This is a genomic window from Bacillus sp. 05T22, assembly GCF_056396765.1.
This window is the reverse complement of record NZ_JBFTMC010000031.1, coordinates 1-17,824: the sequence shown is the minus strand read 5'-3', so window position 1 is coordinate 17,824 and position 17,824 is coordinate 1. Positions and strand designations below refer to the sequence as shown.

The following is a 17,824-nucleotide window of genomic DNA, read 5'->3' as shown; positions in this document are numbered from 1 at the left end:
CTACTAATAACGATGGAGATTTTTGTATATTTTACTTTTACAATTACATAATTATGGTAAAATGTTTTATAGTACATTTAACAAAGGGGATTAATTATAATGAAAGTAACGAAAAAACTTGTAGAAATTGCATTAATTTGGTTTTTATCATCTTTGCTTTGTTTACAGGTTTCTTATGTTCTTCATACCTCTACTGCGATTACAATTGGATGGATGCTAACGGGAATATTTTTTATCATTGGTCTTTTTGTAACGAAAGTAAAACTAGCAAAAGCAAAACAGCAAAAAGCTCAACCTTTCTAGAAAAGGGTGAGCTTTTCATCTATATATAGTTATCAATTATCTTAACTACTTATTTTCCTGCTCTACTGGCTTGCTGAAAAAGTCGTTTAACAGCCGATCGTACAATTTCGTGTTTTTCGGTATGTTATACAATTCTCTATTCCCGTCAAGTTTCATTTGTAAAGCCCCTGTTTCTGTGTTTAGCCATAGACGATAATCCCCAACTTGATACAAATGTTTGCTGTTTTCCATGTAATGTTCTCCCTATCTAAAATAGATACTCTCTATCAAACTACTCCTCCGAAACATCCAGCAAATAAATTCCTCTTTGGAATCCACCGCGTTCTTCTTCTTTTTGCTTACGAAGACGCTCAATATCTTCAAATGTTGCGCCTTCTGCACGCGCTAGTGAGATGATGACTTCTAGTGCATCAGCCAGTGAATCTAATGCGTGTTCACGTTCTTTCATTGAGGCGAATTCACGAATTTCCTCTGTTCCGATTTTCGCTAATGCTTGTATGTATGCTTGACCAGTTAATTTTTTTGAAGTATATGTTTTTCCAGACATTAAAATCTTTTCTGGAACGAGATCTCTAACTAGTTTATTATAAGTTGACATAGTTCTACCTCCACCAAAATATCATACTTATACTATAGCATAGCTTCTTCCTCTATTTAGTAGCATCCGAGCTCTGCTTGATAGAAAAACCATCTCTTCTTTACACACGCACTAATCATATCAATCCCTGTTCCATGAGCTTGTACATGCGGAAAGAAGTAATGGTCTGATTCATTATTTTCTGTTCCATACAATGTTTGATAAGCTGCAGGAAGTGCTTCTTTCTCTATATTTCTTTCTTTCGTAATCTCCCCTCCTATAGCGACCTTTGGATACCCTTCAAAGAATAAAGCTGTGCGAACAGCAAGCGTTGGTGTGCTATGTAGAGCAAAATAAATAAGTGGTAGTAAACTGATTATACATATAATTTTTCTTTTCATCTTTTCCCTCATTACTTAAAAAAGTGCTAACACAATTATACTAAAATGTGTTAGCACTTTCTTCCTTTTTTATTCCCCTTTAAACACTGGCGGACGTTTTTCTAAAAATGCAGTAATTCCTTCTTTATGGTCAGCTGTTTTTCTCATCGCGTATTGTCCGCGCTTTTCAAGCTGAAGCGTTTGTTCTAAATTCGAACGATTGACTTCACATAGAATTTGTTTTGTTTGAATCATGGATTTAATTGGTTTTTGAAGCCATTCATTTATTTTTTGTTTCACAGCCCCTTGGAAGTTTTCTCCGATAACTTCGTCAATTAACCCAAGCTCTAGCGCTTCTGTTGCTGGTAACTTTTTACCTTCCCAAATGATTTGTTTTGCCATATTTTCACCAAGACGTTTTTGTAAGAAGAAATGCCCCCCGCCGTCTGGTATTAAAGCGATTCCAATAAAATTCATCGCAATGATAGATGAAATGTCTGCCAATACATAATCAGCTGTTAACGCAATACTTAAGCCAAGCCCCGCAGTTGGGCCATGAATTGCACTGATCACAAGTTTTGGCATTGTATATAACGTTACAACAACTTCTGAAATAGTATTCATAATACTTTCAAAGCGGCTTTCATCATTACTTGAAAGCATAGATTTAATGTCTCCACCCGCAGAAAAGCCACGTCCATTCCCGCATAATACGACAATATGCACTGAACTTTCAGCTACTTCTTTCAGCTTTGCTAACAATTCTTGCAGCGTAGGTTCATCTAACGCATTTAATACTTCTGGGCGATTCATCATAATCGTTGCTACTCGTCCTTCATATTTCACAACTACAGACTCGGCTTTGCTTTTTACTTCCATTATATATCCCTCTTTCTTCCTTAAAGATTATACTTATATAATTAAAGAAAAGAGGTGTAAAATCCTTCTTTTTTCGTAATTTTCTGTCTAATGCACTCGAAAATTTATATATTCCCTATTATAATGAAAGAAAATAACTTCTTTTCAAGAGATTTTCCGCATAGCCTCGTCTATTTACCATTATAATAAAATGGTGTATTCTTATGTTGATGTATCAAATAGACATAGAAATTCGTTCATCCAATCACGCGAAAATGAAGAAATGGAGGAAAACATGGTTAACAAGTTGAAACAAACGAATAACTACTTCCCACATTTCCTGTTACTATTCATCGTGTTGCAACCAATTTTAGATTTATTAACATCTTTCTCTATCTATACATTACATATGAGTGCGACAGTCGGAATTGTAGTAAGATTTGCCTTTATGACTCTCGCTTTAGGATATCTACTTTTCAATTGGAAACAACCTGGTAATAAGAAATATATTTTCTATCTAGTCTTGCTTGGTATCGTACTTGCTGCTGGGCTTGTCAACAATATGATCGTCAAGCACCCCGTTTCTTTTGGCGAGGAAATTAAATTCATTTTGAAAAGTACATATCCAGTCGTTTTATTGTTTGGATATATTCTTGTATTTAAAGAACTAAAAGATAAACAGTATGCTTCTGATAAACTCATTACATATTTCTTATATGCAACGTTAATTGTAAGTATGGTTATGATTGTATCTATAGCATCCGGAACAGATTTCTCAAGTTATTCATACGAAAAAACCGGCTCTAGAGGATGGTTCTTCGCGGGAAATGAATTGAGTTCTATTTTAGCAATCACGTTCCCAATGGTTGTACTCTACTCTGTACAGAAAACAACTTCTTTTTCTAAAGTATACTACTGGATTCCAACAATTTTAGCGATGTATGCCAGTATTATGGTCGGAACAAAAGTGGGCTATGGAGCAATTATCCTTACACTAGGCGTTGCACTTCTCTTTTCTATTATTGAATATATGATGCAACGTAAAAAAGTAGGTAAAGGAATTACACATCTTGTTAATATCTTTGTTGCTCTTGTTGTACTAGGTGGTTTATTGGCAGTCACACCACTTACTCCTATTGCAAAAAATATGGGCATTCATTTACAAATATATGAAGATAAAAAATTAGCAAGCGAAGAACAAGCAAGAAGAGAAGGTAAAGTAATTACAGAGGATCCTGAAGAAGCCAAAAGACGTGCAGAAGGAAAATTAACAAGTGGAGAAATGAATAGTTTAATTTATAGTGACCGTGATAAATTCTTACAAGTGTATAAACAATACTATAAAGAGGCCCCTACATCACAAAAGTTATTCGGTATGGGATACGCAGGAAACTATAAAGATAAAGATGCAGTTAAACTAATTGAAATGGACTTTCATGATTTATTCTTTTCATTTGGAATCATTGGTTTTCTGCTTTATCTGTTACCATTTGTTTATTTCGGCATTCGATTATTCATTCGCATCATTACGAATTTCAAATCCATTATAACTGTAAGATATATGCTCCTTGCCAGTGTGCTAGTACTAGCACTAGGTATTGCCTTTACGGCTGGACATGTATTAACCGCACCAGCTGTTAGTATTTTCTTTGTCGTAATATTAGCCTATGTCATTGTTGATTTGAAAGCAGATTAAGAAAACTCTACAAGCAGCATCCAATTATGTGGATGCTGCTTTTCATCATTACAATTCTACTTTTCTTTCACCATTTGTAACTTTTTTCTTTGTTCATCATTTGCCAAACTTAGCAGCGTCTTTTCAACATGCGGTTGTAAGCGCTCAAGCGTTACACTTGCACCCATTTTCTCCGTATGATCCACAAAGTTTAATAGCGCCATCGCTCCTGAAGTATCCATATACTGCACGTCATTCAAACGTAATGTCAAATGAGATTTCACTTCTTGCAAAGAAGAGAAAATACGGTCAACAGATAAAAAGGAAAGCGGTCCCCGAATCATATACATTGCCTCTTGCCCTTCTTCTTTTATAATAGAAGCTTTTCGTTCTTTACATTGCACCATATATAAAATGAAGGAAAGCACTATGCCAAACGCAACCGCAATCATTAAATCAAATTTCACTGTAATCACCATCGTTAAAAGCATAACGACAGTATCACCTTTTGGGGCTACACGCATCTTTTTCATGCTATCCCAGTCAAACATTCCGATACCTGTCAAAATTAAAATACCCGATAGTACTGCAAGTGGAATATATTGTACAACTGTACCAAGCCCCATAATGAAAATAAATAAAATGATGCTATGCATACAAGCTGACAATGCTGTTTTCCCGCCACTTCTTATATTCACAATCGATCTTACAGTTGCTCCTGCTCCTGCTAATCCGCCAAATAATCCACTCATGATATTCCCTAACCCTTGGCCAATCAATTCTTTATTACTTTTATGGCGCGTACCTGTTACGTTATCCATCACAACAGATGTTAATAAAGAGTCAATTGATCCTAATAAAGCAATACTAAGCGCTGGAAAAATAAGTTCAAGAACTACTGATCCACTAAAAGGTGGTAAGTGAAGAGAAGGCACCGCTTCTGGAATTGCTCCAATTTTTTCAATCATCTTGTTTAGCGGAATCGTTCCCACAATAGGTAATTGAATCGTAAGTCCTTGTAATACATGCGAAAATAACGGCAACGTTGCTGTAACCCCAACTAATGCAACTAAGCTCGCCGGAATCGCTTTAATCCACTTTCCTGCAACAAGCATAACGAGAATGGTCAAAAGAACCAGTAAAAAACTATTCTTCACATGCTTCATTTCACCTAAAATAATAATAAGTGCAATTCCATTCATAAACCCTGAAACGACGGAATATGGAATATAGCGTATATAAGATCCAAGCTTGCATACACCAAATAAAATTTGAAACAACCCGCCCATCATAAATGCGATAAAACTCGCTTCGAGTCCATGAGTTGCGATAACTCCTGTCGCAATCACCGTAATTGGACCTGTAGGACCTGTTACTTGCCCTGCTGTGCCACCAAACAACGCTGCAAATAATCCCGCAAAAATCGCACCATACAATCCGACTAACGCCCCTTCAGATGTCCCCGTTGCGGCAATCCCAAATGCAATTGCGAGCGGCAGTGCAACAATCGCCACGGTAAAACCCGCTAAACATTCTTTTGCTATTTTTTGAACCATAAAAAAACCACCTCTGTATAATGTCCACGTTCCATTGTAACGGGAGAAAGGCGCATTCGTCAGTACCTTTTAGAATAAACTCTTTACAGTATCGTGAAGTAACCGCCTTCATTTTTCACATTCCCTTCTCGCTAACGCTTTAGAAAAAAATCCCCCTATGCTATAATGAACGGATTAAATCTTTTACTATATATTTGGAGGCAATATGCTAACTTTTGAAGAAAAATTATCGATTATCGAATCTTTCCCGCAATTAGAAAGAAAAAATGTATCATTAAAACGTGTGAACTTTCACTTTGAAGAAAGTCGCTTAGACAAAAAGAACGTTGTTTATCATTTACATCCAAATGGGAATGGTTTCGTATACGCTAGCGGCATTCGCGGCTATAAAACAGACGATAAAGGCATGGTTAACATCCGTGAATTTTCAGCAGACGAACTACGCTCATTAATCCAAAAATCAATTGAACTTCTATCCCAAGAGCCCGAAGAAGTAGTCGCACAGGCTGCACCTACTAAAGAAGAAGAATGGCATAATGAAGACGGCCATATTCTTACTCTTATCCAAGAAGACGATATGTGGAATGTGTACGCAGGTAGTAACTTAGACGGAACATTCAATTCTTATCCAGAAGCTGCAGAATACCTTGATGAAGAAGGTTTCTCACGCAAATAAAAAAATGCCTTTCCAAATTGGAAAGGCATTTTTTTTATTGTTTAGCACCTTTTAATGACTCTCTAAGTACAAATTTCTGTAGCTTCCCACTCGCATTACGAGGAAGTTCATCTGCAAATACGTAGTGGCGTGGTCGTTTATAGTCTGCTAATCCATCACTTTCTTTACAATATTTTTCTAAATCTGCCGCTGTAATATGTTCATCCTTTTTGACCACTACCGCAACAACACGTTCACCCCATAGTTCATCCGGTTCACCAAGTACTGCAACATCCAGTATACTAGGATGACTATGCAAGAAATCTTCAATTTCACGCGGATAAATATTTACTCCACCACTTATAACCATATCGTCAACACGATCTGCTACATATAGATAACCATCTTTGTCAAAATAACCGAGATCACCTGAATGGTACCATCCTTTATACATAGACTTTGCTGTTGCTTCTTCACGATTATGATATCCTGCCATCATAGTTGGTCCACGTGAAATAATTTCTCCCACTTCATAAGGTGGTAACACRTCATCTGGTTCTGCCGGCCCCTCTTCGTTCGGTTTTACAATTCGAATTTCGTGACTAAAACAAGGCGTTCCAGCTGAACCAGCTTTCGTAATTTGATCTTCTTCTACTAAGAATGCAATAACGGGACCCATCTCTGTCATTCCATAAATTTGAACAAGATCGATATGCAGACGCTCTTTACATTCTTTTACGAGCGCTGGTGCCATCGCAGCTCCGCCATATACTCCAATTTTCATCGACCGTAATTCATATTGTGATAAATCCTCTTGTAACAGCATATTCCACATCGTTGGTGCTCCAAAAAATGTTGTAATCTTTTCCTTTTGAATTGTATGTAAAACCGTCTCTGTATCAAAGTGATGTAAAATGATATTTTTCCCGCCAACTTGAATTCTTGGTATGATACCAGCATTTAATTCACCGCAATGGTACAGCGGTGCTACTACAAGGCCAATACTATCACGGTTATATTTTAAGAAATACGTACAAATCATACTATGTTCAGCCATATCACGATGACGATGTAGCACCCCTTTTGGATGACCCGTCGTACCGCTCGTATAGAGCATCGAACAATAATCTGTTTCCTCAACGACAATATCCACTGCCTCAGATGAAGCTGCATTTACCTTTTCATGATAAGAAGCAGCGTATGAAGGCGCGTCATCTTCTATGTACCAAAAAGAACTATTTGGGAAATCCCGTTCAATGGCAGCAACTGTCTGTTCAACGTCTTTTTCAAATACAACGACTTTTGAGGATGCGTCCATGAGGATATAAGCTACTTCTTTTGCTTTTAAACGGAAATTAATCGGATTGAAAATCGCACCGATTTTAGCACAAGCGAGATAAACGTTTACAAATTCATGACAGTTATATAAATAAACAGATACAGTATCTCCTTTTTTCACACCTTCTGCTAATAATGCTTGCGCCGTCTTATTGATCTGTTCATCCCATTCTTTATATGTCCAACGAATGTTCTTTTCTGGTTCTACTAACGCTTCTTTATTTGCATATTTCCCTACCGTTAAATCAAAAATCCTCCCAATCGTCATATACATGTCAAAATATGCCCCCTTTTAACTTTCATAATTCTATCATTTCGTCTATAAGTAGACATTTCCTCTACATTTTTACCTTCTTTTTCTGATCATTCTCGACATCGTTTTACAAATATATATCCATTTTGATTTGTAGGCATACACGTATCTGCTATGAAAACAAAAGGAGTTCTCCGCTCATTTTCTCCCTTTTCTTTTACTTGGCTTGGGGCTAAAAAACAATGACCTCTTCTATGCATGGACGGATTCTCTCTTCCATCCAAAGAATGATTTTGAGTTACTTGTTAACAAATTTGGACATTCACTTGACCCGTATTTTCCAAAAGATTGGGATGAGCGACTTAAACTTTTTAAAATATTATTTAAACAATAGCTCATTTATATAAAAAAGAGACTGAAACCTAAAAACTCGCAATATGCGAACCTTTAGGCCAGCCTCTTACCCCGCTTTAACGGGCCGTAATACTCCCACCTTAAATTTTAGCAGAAGCCAAGAAGTTAGGTGTGAGATAAACTGCCCGTAAAAGCCCGATTGGTTCAACTAATAATCCATGGGGGATGAGAAAAACCCCCACGGATTAAAGTTTCACTTTAAGAGAATAGCTCTTTTAAAATTTCAAGCTTATCCTCTGTATATTTGATATAACCATCATTATATGATTTCGGATCTTTCGGATTTGCAAAATGCGTAATTGCTCCTGTCTCTGGATGAACAAATTTACTTGATGCACCGCAGCCAAGACCGATAATAGATTGTACTTCTTCCATAAYCACGATATTATAAATACTTTCTTGCGATGGCATCGCATAGCCAACATTTTCTAAGTTACCTAAAATGTTCTTTTGGCGGTATAAATAATATGGTACGTAGTTATGATTCTTCGTCCACTCTTCAGCCTCATGCATCATCGCTGTAATTTCTTCACGACCTGCCACTTTATATTTACGCTTATTTTGCGTCATTTCAGAAGCACGCTTAAATGATAATGTGTGAACTGTTAATGATTCCGGCATTAACTTTTCCGTTTCATCTAACGTATGTTTAAAAATATCTAGCCCTTCACCTGGAAGACCAATAATTAAGTCCATATTGATATTGTTCATTCCCATTTGACGTGCTAAATGATACTTTTCAATCGTTTCTTCCACCGTATGATGGCGCCCGATTGCTTTTAACGTTTCTTGATGGTACGACTGTGGATTAATACTAATGCGGTCGATATTCCATTTATTTAATACTTCTAGTTTTTCTGGCGTAATCGTATCAGGACGACCTGCCTCAACTGTTACTTCGCGTACTTCTTTCACATCCGGGAACGATTGGTACATTTCTTCATACAACATGTCCATCTCTTCTGCTGTAATACTTGTTGGCGTACCGCCTCCGTAATAAATCGTTGTAACCTTAACACCTTTTTCTTTTAGGAACTTACCAATTTCACGGACTTCGTAGTGTAAGCCTCCTAAGAAAGAATCAACCGATCCTTGACGTCCATTAATCGCATACGCTGGGAATGTACAATATGCACATTTTGTCGGACAGAACGGAATACCGATATAAATACTTACTTCTTCTTTCAAACGATATAAATCTGGAACAACTGCTAATTGACAGTCCACGATGCGCTGCAGAAGTTCAATTTTTTCTTCATGAATTAAATAGCTTTCACGAAGTTCTTTATGCGCTTCTTCTTTTGACATGCCATTTTGAAGCATTTTATGAAGAAGTTTCGTTGGACGTACTCCTGTTAAAATCCCCCAACTTTGCTCAATTCCAGTTAGCTGTTGCAAGACAGAAAGATACACATATGAAACAACATGTTTTACTTGTTTCACACGTTCTTTTTCTACTGTGAAGGAAGATAAATCTTTTTCAAACGTTTCTTCATATACATTTCCAGTTGCAACGTCTGTTAAACGTGCTGAAGCTGTCACGTTTCCTTCTATCTTTATTTCAACAATAAGATTCGCATCTTCTTTCTCAAATCCTATCGTGCTTTCTTCAAAAAATAAGCCGCTAATATTTTGTAGCGGACGTAAAAAACGATCATCTTGTAACGTTTTTATTGAAATTAACAACACTTATCACCTTTTCATTTGTAAACTCTCTTTAGTTTACTTGAAGGGTGACTAGAGGTCAATATAGAAGCTTTTCCTCATTTTCCCGGAAAGACAAACACTAAGAAACGCAGCTTTCAGGCTGCGTTCTTTCGTCATCTTGTCACCATTTATGAACCTGCGAGTGATTTTTTAAAAATGGAAGTGGAAATTGCTTTCGAAAATGTTCCTTAATCATATATTCCACTCCGTTTTCACTATTGGAACGTGTAATCCAATCTGCTGCTTGCTTCAATGGAATAGGTGCATCTCCCATTGCAACTCCTAATCCAACGCCCGCGATGACATCTAAATCTTCCAAACTATCTCCAATTGCCACCATTTCATTCAATTCAATCCCAAGGTGTTCCCCTAATAATTGCAATCCTCTTAATTTCGATACATGAAGCGGAAGAATTTCTACCCTTCCCCCATCGGATTCTATATACTCGACATTTTCAAATGCTTTTTTCAACGTTTTAAGCGCGCGTTCTCTTTCTCCTCTACTTGCAAAGACAACATCAATTTTCGGAGCTGTAACAGGTTGATCACGCAGTACGTCACCTAATGAATCTACAAATTGAACAGGATAAAATAACGGATCCGAACTTGATAATACAGTGCGCGCAATTAAGTTTGGTGTATTCCGCTCACGGTTACCAATAGAAAAACGTTCATGTGAAATACGGATATTACATTCAAAATGTTCAAGCACTTGCACGAYATTAAACGTTTTTTCCTCTGATAATCGGTTTTGAACGAGTGGTTTATCTAATGAAGCAGAAATAAAAGCACCGCTATGCGTAATTAATATAGAATCTAGTTTTAATGACTTTGCTATTTTATGAGCCGATTGAAAGTGCCGACTTGTAAACAGCGTAACATATACACCTTTTCGTTTGACAAAATCAATAGCTTCTCGTGTTCCTTTTGATATCTTCCCATTTTTCTGCAGGAGCGTCCCATCTATATTAAGAGCCAACAAGCGATAAATCACGTCGCATTCCTCCTCTTAGCTGCTTTYACTCTATCCATAATTTATGAACTAAATTTGTTAATTAGAACGAGTTAGAATTTCGTACACAAATTTGGTTTAATATATACGTATATCATCAGTAAAGGAGATACCAATATGAAAGCACCTCCTTCCTTTTATGAGGGCGATACATTAGAAATTGCTAAAAATTTACTTGGTCATAAACTTGTACATATAGTAGATGGAATAAAACGAAGTGGATTCATTGTAGAAGTAGAAGCGTATAAAGGACCAGATGATAAAGCGGCACATAGCTATGGAGGAAGACGAACCGAGCGAACGGAAGTTATGTTTGGCGCACCAGGACATGCTTATGTATATCTCATCTATGGTATGTATCATTGTTTTAATGTCATTACAGCTCCAGTTGGTACCCCGCAAGGCGTTCTGATTCGGGCATTAGAGCCAGTCGATGGAATAGAAGACATGAAAATGGCACGTTACGGTAAAACAGAGCTTACGAAATCACAATACAAAAATGTAACGAACGGACCTGGAAAGCTATGCCGCGCACTTGGCATTACTTTAGAAGAACGTGGCTTATCCTTACAAGGTGATGAATTATATATTGAATTGGTGCCAGAAGCAGAACACCTATCTTCTCAATATGAGATTGTAACAGGCCCACGCATCAATATTGACTATGCAGAAGAAGCTGTTCATTATCCTTGGCGGTTTTATTTTAAGAACCATCCATTTGTCTCTAAATGAAAAAGAAGCCAAATTGGCTTCTTTTTTTACTCTGCACCTTCCGCAGTYGCAATATCATTTTCAAGATTTTCTCTAGATAAATCAGCTGCCATAAAATCAGCTGTTTCTGGAAGTGCTAAATGCATATGTGCTTTTTGACAAATTTCGATCGTACAGTTTTCTACAGTAAAATCAAAAACATGTCCGCCTCCGCTTCGTTCATCATCAATATAATGTAGATGGAAACCGGCTACTCCAATACCTTGCGCATAATCTGGTGTCCAAAATCCTGCCATTGTTCCTTTCGTATGAGAGAAAGAAAAAATCGGCTGTGATTTTGTCACTTCTACAAGTGGTGTATATGGTTTTTCTTGACGCGGAACGGTTCTTGTTCTTACTTCACGGAATGTTCCATCCATGCGAATACCATAAAATAAGTTTTTACTTGGCATTAATTCCTGTAATAAAGATTCTACTTCTTCACGATTCATTGGACGATCAATTGTATAACTCATTTCTTTTTCAAAAAATGTTACAGTGGCAAACGGTGTTGTTTCTTCCGGTGCTACCATTTCTGCAGAACCATCGGAACGTAAATGGTAAAATTCCCCATCAAAAGCAATCATTTCACCATCTAATTCATCAAACGTACCGATGCCAAAATCGCCGTGCTCTTTTAATTTATCAAAGTTGATAATGCCATCGTATATACCATCCAATAAAGCTAGCATTGTTGATGTTTGATATACCTCATTATTCGTTTTCATCTTTTTCGCATCAATATCTAATAATTGTGCAATACTCATGTCTATTCTACTCCTTTACCATTAGTTCAATTGGTTTGGTAGTAATTTTTCACTTAATTTAATGTTATCGCGGTAATCAATTGGAATATCAACAATAACAGGGCCTTCTGCTTTCAATGCTTCTTGTAATACCCCTTCTAACTCTTCTGGAGAATTCACACGAAGTCCAATAGCACCGAAGCTTTCTGCATATTTTACAATATCAACATCACCAAATTCTGTCGCTGATGTTCTGCCGTATTTCATCATTTGTTGGAAGGCAACCATATCATATGTACCATCTCTCCAAACAAGATGTACAATTGGAGAATTCAAGCGTACTGCCGTTTCTAATTCCATTGCAGAGAATAAGAAACCACCATCTCCAGAAACAGAAACAACTTTTTTACCTGGTTCCACCAATGTCGCTGCAATTGCCCAAGGAAGTGCAACACCTAACGTTTGCATACCGTTACTAAACAATAAACGGCGTGGCTCATAAGAACGGAAGCATCTCGCCATCCAAATGTAATGTGAACCGATGTCACATGCAACAGTTGTTTCATCATCAATTAACGAACGAAGTGTACGAATGACTTGCAGTGGATGTGTAAGCCCTTGTGAATCGCGAACTGGCACTTCGGCTTGCTCTGATAATTTCGCACGTAATTGATCTAAAATAGCTTCTGATTTTGTTGACAAGATAAGTCTTGGTAATTGCTCTGCAATGCTATCTACCGTTAATGCAATATCACCAATTAATTCACAATTTGGTTGATAGTCATGGTCAATATCAGCTTGATGATCGTCAAGATGAATAATCGTTCTGTCCCCTAACTTATTCCAAAACTTCGGATCATACTCAATTGGGTCATAACCGATAGATAGAACAAGATCAGCCTCTTCTAATAAAATATCGCCTGGTTGATTACGGAATAACCCAACGCGTCCAAAGAAATGACCTTCTAATTCACGTGAAATTGCTCCAGCTGCTTGATACGTTTCAACAACCGGCAATTGTGTATCAGCAATTAACTCACGAACTGCTTTCGTTACTTCATTTGTGCTCGCTCTCATACCAAGTAAAATAACTGGTAATTTTGCAGATTTAATTTGTTCTACAACTGCTGCAATTTTATGTGTGGGAGCGATACCAAGTTGCGGCTGAGAAAGCGTGCCAATAGATGACACGGACGTTTCAGCAGTCATAACATCTTGTGGCAGACTAACAAGCGTTGCTCCCGGATGAGTAGAAGTTGCACTGCGGAATGCATTTGTAAGTGCTTCTGGCACATTATCAGGATGCTCTACTTCTACGCTATATTTTGTGATTGGTTCGAATAGTGCAGCATTATCCATAGATTGATGCGTACGTTTTAAACGATCTGTACGCGGCACTGCACCCGCTAAAGCAACAACGGGATCACTCTCTGCCGTAGCAGTAACAAGACCTGTCGCTAAATTTGATGTCCCTGGTCCCGATGTAACAAGACATACCCCTGGTTTCCCTGTCAATCTCCCAACAGCCGCTGCCATAAATGCTGCGTTTTGTTCATGACGACAAACGATTAACTCAGGTCCACGCTCTTGCAACACATCAAACACAGAATCAATTTTTGCACCTGGAATACCGAAAACATGTGTAACTCCTTGTTCGATTAAACAATCGACAACAAGATCGGCTCCTTTTGTTGTTGTTTTCACGTTGTTTGCTTTTACTTCTGTACTCAAACTAATCATCCCTTTATGTCAAAATCGTGTACAATAAAGCTAGTTATTATGTAAATCACTCATATATTACATATTGTTAATTAACTTGGTGTAATATATCTTGTTGATTATTATATTATAAACGTATTACTTTTCCAACAATATGAATTCGAAATTATTTTGACAATAAAAAATGAAAACCCTTACATGCATCTTCTTATATCAAAATAATATTTTTTATAAATTTTTCCATTTATATTACATATTTTTAAAGGTTTTCTCAACAAATATTCCTTGCCCTATCTTTACTTTATTCCCTGTAAAACTTTCTTTTTATGCAATTGATTGAGAAAAGGAACTTCTGCGAACTCCATAAAAAAAAGACGCTTCCCTCTCAGGAAACGCCTTTCTCATTAAGCTTGATATGCAGTATATAATTCTTCAAGTGGCTTCATAATAATTTTGTTAATATCGCCGATTACAACATTTAAGCGTTGCTCTGCTTCCATTAACTTTACGATTTTTGGATCTTGTTGAATAAGCGCTACAACTTCTTGTGCTTTTTGGTTATCTTCGTCTGTAATTTCTTGTCCTTGCATCATCTTTTGTTGTAAGCCCATTTGCATTGTACGGAATTGATCAAACAGTTGTTTTGATGCCGCATCCCCTTGTACTTCTGCATAACTTGCTTTTAAAGCTTGGAAATCTGTATTTTCTGCAATTGCTTTTTGTAATTCATATGCAACATCATGAATGTTTTTTGTCATTGTATTTTTCCTCCTTTAACGGGCTTGGTCTATTGTCCCCGCCCTTTGAGTGCCTTTTGATACGCACCTTCTTACAATAACAAACTATGCACGAGATGTGAAGAATTTTCACTTTATTTATTAGTATGTATAAGTACAAATTGAAAAACAGATTGAAAACCTTTCTTTTTAGGGTGGAGAGAGCATCCGCCCATGCATAGAAGCGGTCAGTTCCTTTTCCTACCCCATGCCAAGTAAAAACAACAGGAGAAGGCGAGTGGACATCTCCTGTTGTTTTCATAGCCGTAACTGAGATGGTGAGAAAGCAATATATATTGAAAAAACCGATTGAAAACCTTTCTTTTTAGGAGTGAGGGCGTCCGTTCATGCATAAAAGCGGTCGGCCCCATGCTATGTGAAAACAACAGGAGAACATAAGTGGATGTCTCCTATTGTTTTCATAGCCGTGATTTGTATGTTGAAAAAGTAACATGGATTTATATAGACAAAGCGTTACATTAGAAAAAGCAACATGGATTTATATAGACAAAGCGTTACATTAGAAAAAGCAACACTATACCTTGAATCAAACCTATTGTTCCCCCTAACAACGCTCCCAAATATGTAATCATCTTCAATTCACTCTTCGTAATTGATAACACAAGATCTTCTAATCTCTCTGTTGAGAATGTAGATACTTCTTGTTGTACGATTTCAGCAAGACGTAAGTTTTTCAAAATCTGTTCAGTATTGTTTATCCCCCATGCTAAACCTTTTTTCACTAAACTTGGAATCATTGTTTGTACAACTTTTTCCCGAACTGGTTCACACACTTTTTGAACAGACTGATTGAAAAATCCTCTTACAGTTCCCTCTATTTTAACTGTTGATAGGATTGACTTTACAATCGTTTCTTTCTCTATAAAGGAATCTAGTTCCTTCACTTCTCTTCCCTTTAATTTCTCCCACTCTTTTTGCAGTACATCACTTAAAAGTTGCTTCGTTCCTTCTTGTCCTAAARACTTAATCACTTCTGGCTGCAGACGATCGACTAAACTTACATTCCCTAAAAACATACCTACTAAATTTAATAATGTACCTCGTGAAACAAAAAAGTCATCAATCATTTTGGCAAGACGCTCTTTTCCCTCTTCACTTTCAAAAAAGCTTTTACCTCTTTCTAAAATAAATGATGCTACATTCGGAAGCATTTGCTCCACTTTTTCATGAACAGAACTAGGCAAAGCTTGTTCCCACGTATATGTATAATATTGTGATAAAAACGTCTCAATTTTTTCCACAATCATACTTTCAATTTTTTGAATTGTCTTCCCTTCCACATGCTCCAAGCCCCATTTTTCTAAAACCTCTCGTAATGATTGCTCATTCACCAAAATTTTATCTATCTCTACTTGTCCCCACTGAATAAGCTCTTGCTGAAAGTTTTCATCTGTTAATTTCTTCCCGATCCCTTCCGGTGTTAACAAATGATCCACGACCATTTTTCCTAATTGAACAGCAAGTTCATCACGACGCTTCGGAATCAATCCTGGTGTAAACGGTACTCGAAACTTTCCAATATAAATAGGGCGATGCGGGCGAAATAACATTTTTATCGCTAAATGATTCGTATACCCACCAATTATTGCTCCTAATCCTGTCGTTGTTAACATATTTAACCACATATTCATTACACAATACCAGCCTTCCATTTCTCCAAATATATATATCTTACTACAACCTGTTACAAAAACAATACACAACCAGCCATTTATCTTGAGATACACTGATTTTCTCCATCCATCAGCTACCTTTTGCGATTTCTCACGGCTTAAGATGCAAACTAACTACCACAATTCCCCAAAACCCAATCACTGCCATGACGAACAAAAGATGACCTCCACTCGTTTTCACTTGGCATGGGACCGAAAAAGAATCCGACCGCTTCTATCCATGGACGGATCCTCTTTTCCCTCTAAAAAGAAAGGTTTTTCCATTTGTATGTACATAAATCCATTTCGATTTTTCCATACATCAGTCACTGCTATGAAAACAAAAAGTGACCTCCACTTATTTTCTCCTTTTGATTTCACGTGGCGTAGGGCTAAAAAAGGCCCTGACCGCTTCTATGCTTCATCGGATGCTCTTACCTCTAAAAAGGAATGTCTTTCAATTTGGCTTCTCTCGTCCTAAAACATAGATCATCCAAAAATAGAATATCGTTATCCGGACAACAGTATAATGATATGGAAGCATGTTTGCAATGTACTGAAGCTATTCTCGCAATTGCACAATAGAAATACAAAACAATTGAGCAGTTCTCTCTTCTCTTTTTACATAATGGATAAACTAGAGCACTTAGGATTATATATGCGAATGCGAAAACAGCATGATTATTCACTGGCCGAAGAAGCTTCCCACGGCCCATTACGGTTTAATCGATTTACACCGTAACTGAAAAAGGAGTGACTATTACATTGAAAGATCATATTTACACATTACAAATTTCTATCGATCATCCAAGATCGCTAACATTGCCCTATATATTTTCTAGTACTTCTCCCCTTACATTTCTTTCCTTAGGCACACGAAATACGACATGTGAAAATATTGAAATTCATTATACTTATGCTCACGAAATTATAATTGGCGAACAAATTGCGAAAGAACTTTATCTTCCATTTCCAACTACCGTGCATGCTTTCATTCAAAATCAAACACTTATATTTGGACCATTGATTGGTATTTTCACAACAGGTTTTACAGAATCAGCTGCTAATCCAATTGGCAATCGTTCCATCAGTTTCAAGGAGTTACTGATCCCACCTCACTCTTTACATCCATTTGTTTTCTTATTTGGTGCACAACATATAAACTGGGATGAGGAAACAATTGATGGATACTTTTTTAAAGGGGAAAACTGGATACAATATAAAGTTCCTTTTCCAAACGTTATTTATGATCGGCTACCTAATCGAGAAGCAGAACTTTACAAACCTATTATCAGAACAAAAAAACGATTACAAACGAAGTACACCATTCCATGGTTTAACCCAGGTTTTTTTAACAAATGGAATATACACCAGCTGCTTACAAATGAAAAAACAGTCGCTTCTCTGTTACCTCAAACAGAAACATTTCAGC

17 protein-coding genes are annotated in these 17,824 nt (G+C 37.0%); 5 read left to right on the top strand and 12 right to left on the bottom strand.

Annotated features, from left to right (window positions below; all coding sequences use genetic code 11):
* Window positions 1-99: 99 nt before the first annotated feature.
* Complete coding sequence (locus AC1DIT_RS12265) at window positions 100-303, top strand: hypothetical protein (RefSeq protein ID WP_016133159.1); 204 nt, start codon at window positions 100-102, stop codon at window positions 301-303.
* Between the two features lie 45 nt (window positions 304-348).
* Here the strand turns inward: AC1DIT_RS12265 and AC1DIT_RS12260 are convergent, their stop codons facing one another.
* The 4 genes from AC1DIT_RS12260 to AC1DIT_RS12245 all read right to left on the bottom strand — a co-directional run bounded on the left by AC1DIT_RS12260 (window position 349) and on the right by AC1DIT_RS12245 (window position 2,139).
* Entirely contained in the window at window positions 349-534 is a 186-nt protein-coding gene (locus AC1DIT_RS12260; RefSeq protein ID WP_000431742.1) for a hypothetical protein, read from the bottom strand.
* 40 nt (window positions 535-574) lie between these two features.
* Window positions 575-901: a nucleoside triphosphate pyrophosphohydrolase gene (locus tag AC1DIT_RS12255; RefSeq protein ID WP_003195533.1), complete on the bottom strand. Its 327-nt coding sequence runs from the start codon at window positions 899-901 to the stop codon at window positions 575-577.
* Between the two features lie 56 nt (window positions 902-957).
* Window positions 958-1,281: a hypothetical protein gene (locus tag AC1DIT_RS12250; RefSeq protein WP_016113286.1), complete on the bottom strand. Its 324-nt coding sequence runs from the start codon at window positions 1,279-1,281 to the stop codon at window positions 958-960.
* Between the two features lie 69 nt (window positions 1,282-1,350).
* On the bottom strand, window positions 1,351-2,139 hold the full coding sequence (locus AC1DIT_RS12245) for an enoyl-CoA hydratase (protein WP_016113285.1): 789 nt from the start codon (window positions 2,137-2,139) through the stop codon (window positions 1,351-1,353).
* Window positions 2,140-2,413: 274 nt separating this feature from the next.
* On the opposite strand from AC1DIT_RS12245, the gene AC1DIT_RS12240 reads away from it, so the two are divergent.
* Entirely contained in the window at window positions 2,414-3,814 is a 1,401-nt protein-coding gene (locus tag AC1DIT_RS12240; protein ID WP_016133160.1) for an O-antigen ligase family protein, read from the top strand.
* A 56-nt stretch (window positions 3,815-3,870) separates the two neighbouring features.
* Here AC1DIT_RS12240 and AC1DIT_RS12235 read toward each other — a convergent pair whose 3' ends face one another.
* Window positions 3,871-5,349, bottom strand: a complete 1,479-nt coding sequence (locus tag AC1DIT_RS12235; protein ID WP_016113283.1) for a SulP family inorganic anion transporter — start codon at window positions 5,347-5,349, stop codon at window positions 3,871-3,873.
* 205 nt (window positions 5,350-5,554) lie between these two features.
* On the opposite strand from AC1DIT_RS12235, the gene AC1DIT_RS12230 reads away from it, so the two are divergent.
* A complete protein-coding gene (locus AC1DIT_RS12230; RefSeq protein WP_016133161.1) occupies window positions 5,555-6,025 on the top strand; it encodes a hypothetical protein in 471 nt (156 codons plus the stop codon).
* Window positions 6,026-6,059: 34 nt separating this feature from the next.
* Here AC1DIT_RS12230 and AC1DIT_RS12225 read toward each other — a convergent pair whose 3' ends face one another.
* The 3 genes from AC1DIT_RS12225 to AC1DIT_RS12215 all read right to left on the bottom strand — a co-directional run bounded on the left by AC1DIT_RS12225 (window position 6,060) and on the right by AC1DIT_RS12215 (window position 10,710).
* Window positions 6,060-7,616, bottom strand: coding sequence for a fatty acid--CoA ligase (locus AC1DIT_RS12225; RefSeq protein WP_016113281.1), 1,557 nt, complete (start codon window positions 7,614-7,616; stop codon window positions 6,060-6,062).
* A gap of 591 nt (window positions 7,617-8,207) precedes the next feature.
* Window positions 8,208-9,698: a coproporphyrinogen III oxidase gene (locus tag AC1DIT_RS12220; protein ID WP_476998212.1), complete on the bottom strand. Its 1,491-nt coding sequence runs from the start codon at window positions 9,696-9,698 to the stop codon at window positions 8,208-8,210.
* A 139-nt stretch (window positions 9,699-9,837) separates the two neighbouring features.
* Complete coding sequence (locus tag AC1DIT_RS12215; RefSeq protein ID WP_476998211.1) at window positions 9,838-10,710, bottom strand: Cof-type HAD-IIB family hydrolase; 873 nt, start codon at window positions 10,708-10,710, stop codon at window positions 9,838-9,840.
* A gap of 135 nt (window positions 10,711-10,845) precedes the next feature.
* Between AC1DIT_RS12215 and AC1DIT_RS12210 the strand changes: the two genes are divergently transcribed.
* A complete protein-coding gene (locus tag AC1DIT_RS12210) occupies window positions 10,846-11,460 on the top strand; it encodes a DNA-3-methyladenine glycosylase (protein ID WP_016133162.1) in 615 nt (204 codons plus the stop codon).
* A 26-nt stretch (window positions 11,461-11,486) separates the two neighbouring features.
* Here the strand turns inward: AC1DIT_RS12210 and budA are convergent, their stop codons facing one another.
* From budA to AC1DIT_RS12190, 4 genes are all read right to left on the bottom strand, one after another.
* Window positions 11,487-12,245: an acetolactate decarboxylase gene (gene budA / locus AC1DIT_RS12205; protein WP_016133163.1), complete on the bottom strand. Its 759-nt coding sequence runs from the start codon at window positions 12,243-12,245 to the stop codon at window positions 11,487-11,489.
* Window positions 12,246-12,266: 21 nt separating this feature from the next.
* Window positions 12,267-13,955 carry an acetolactate synthase AlsS gene (gene alsS, locus AC1DIT_RS12200; protein WP_016113276.1) on the bottom strand — a complete coding sequence of 563 codons (1,689 nt, stop codon included), beginning with the start codon at window positions 13,953-13,955 and terminating at the stop codon, window positions 12,267-12,269.
* Window positions 13,956-14,347: 392 nt separating this feature from the next.
* Window positions 14,348-14,701: a YlbF/YmcA family competence regulator gene (locus AC1DIT_RS12195; protein ID WP_016113275.1), complete on the bottom strand. Its 354-nt coding sequence runs from the start codon at window positions 14,699-14,701 to the stop codon at window positions 14,348-14,350.
* 533 nt (window positions 14,702-15,234) lie between these two features.
* A complete protein-coding gene (locus AC1DIT_RS12190) occupies window positions 15,235-16,392 on the bottom strand; it encodes a DUF445 domain-containing protein (RefSeq protein ID WP_476998215.1) in 1,158 nt (385 codons plus the stop codon).
* 765 nt (window positions 16,393-17,157) lie between these two features.
* Here AC1DIT_RS12190 and AC1DIT_RS12185 point away from each other — a divergent pair.
* A partial coding sequence (locus AC1DIT_RS12185) for a YheC/YheD family protein (RefSeq protein ID WP_476998210.1) occupies window positions 17,158-17,824 on the top strand: 667 nt, incomplete at its 3' end.

Coding starts and splice junctions, on each gene's coding strand:
- AC1DIT_RS12265 (WP_016133159.1), top strand. CDS start 100: ATGAAAGTAACGAAAAAACTTGTAGAAATTGCATTAATTTGGTTTTTA.
- AC1DIT_RS12260 (WP_000431742.1), bottom strand. CDS start 534: ATGGAAAACAGCAAACATTTGTATCAAGTTGGGGATTATCGTCTATGG.
- AC1DIT_RS12255 (WP_003195533.1), bottom strand. CDS start 901: ATGTCAACTTATAATAAACTAGTTAGAGATCTCGTTCCAGAAAAGATT.
- AC1DIT_RS12250 (WP_016113286.1), bottom strand. CDS start 1,281: ATGAAAAGAAAAATTATATGTATAATCAGTTTACTACCACTTATTTAT.
- AC1DIT_RS12245 (WP_016113285.1), bottom strand. CDS start 2,139: ATGGAAGTAAAAAGCAAAGCCGAGTCTGTAGTTGTGAAATATGAAGGA.
- AC1DIT_RS12240 (WP_016133160.1), top strand. CDS start 2,414: ATGGTTAACAAGTTGAAACAAACGAATAACTACTTCCCACATTTCCTG.
- AC1DIT_RS12235 (WP_016113283.1), bottom strand. CDS start 5,349: ATGGTTCAAAAAATAGCAAAAGAATGTTTAGCGGGTTTTACCGTGGCG.
- AC1DIT_RS12230 (WP_016133161.1), top strand. CDS start 5,555: ATGCTAACTTTTGAAGAAAAATTATCGATTATCGAATCTTTCCCGCAA.
- AC1DIT_RS12210 (WP_016133162.1), top strand. CDS start 10,846: ATGAAAGCACCTCCTTCCTTTTATGAGGGCGATACATTAGAAATTGCT.
- AC1DIT_RS12195 (WP_016113275.1), bottom strand. CDS start 14,701: ATGACAAAAAACATTCATGATGTTGCATATGAATTACAAAAAGCAATT.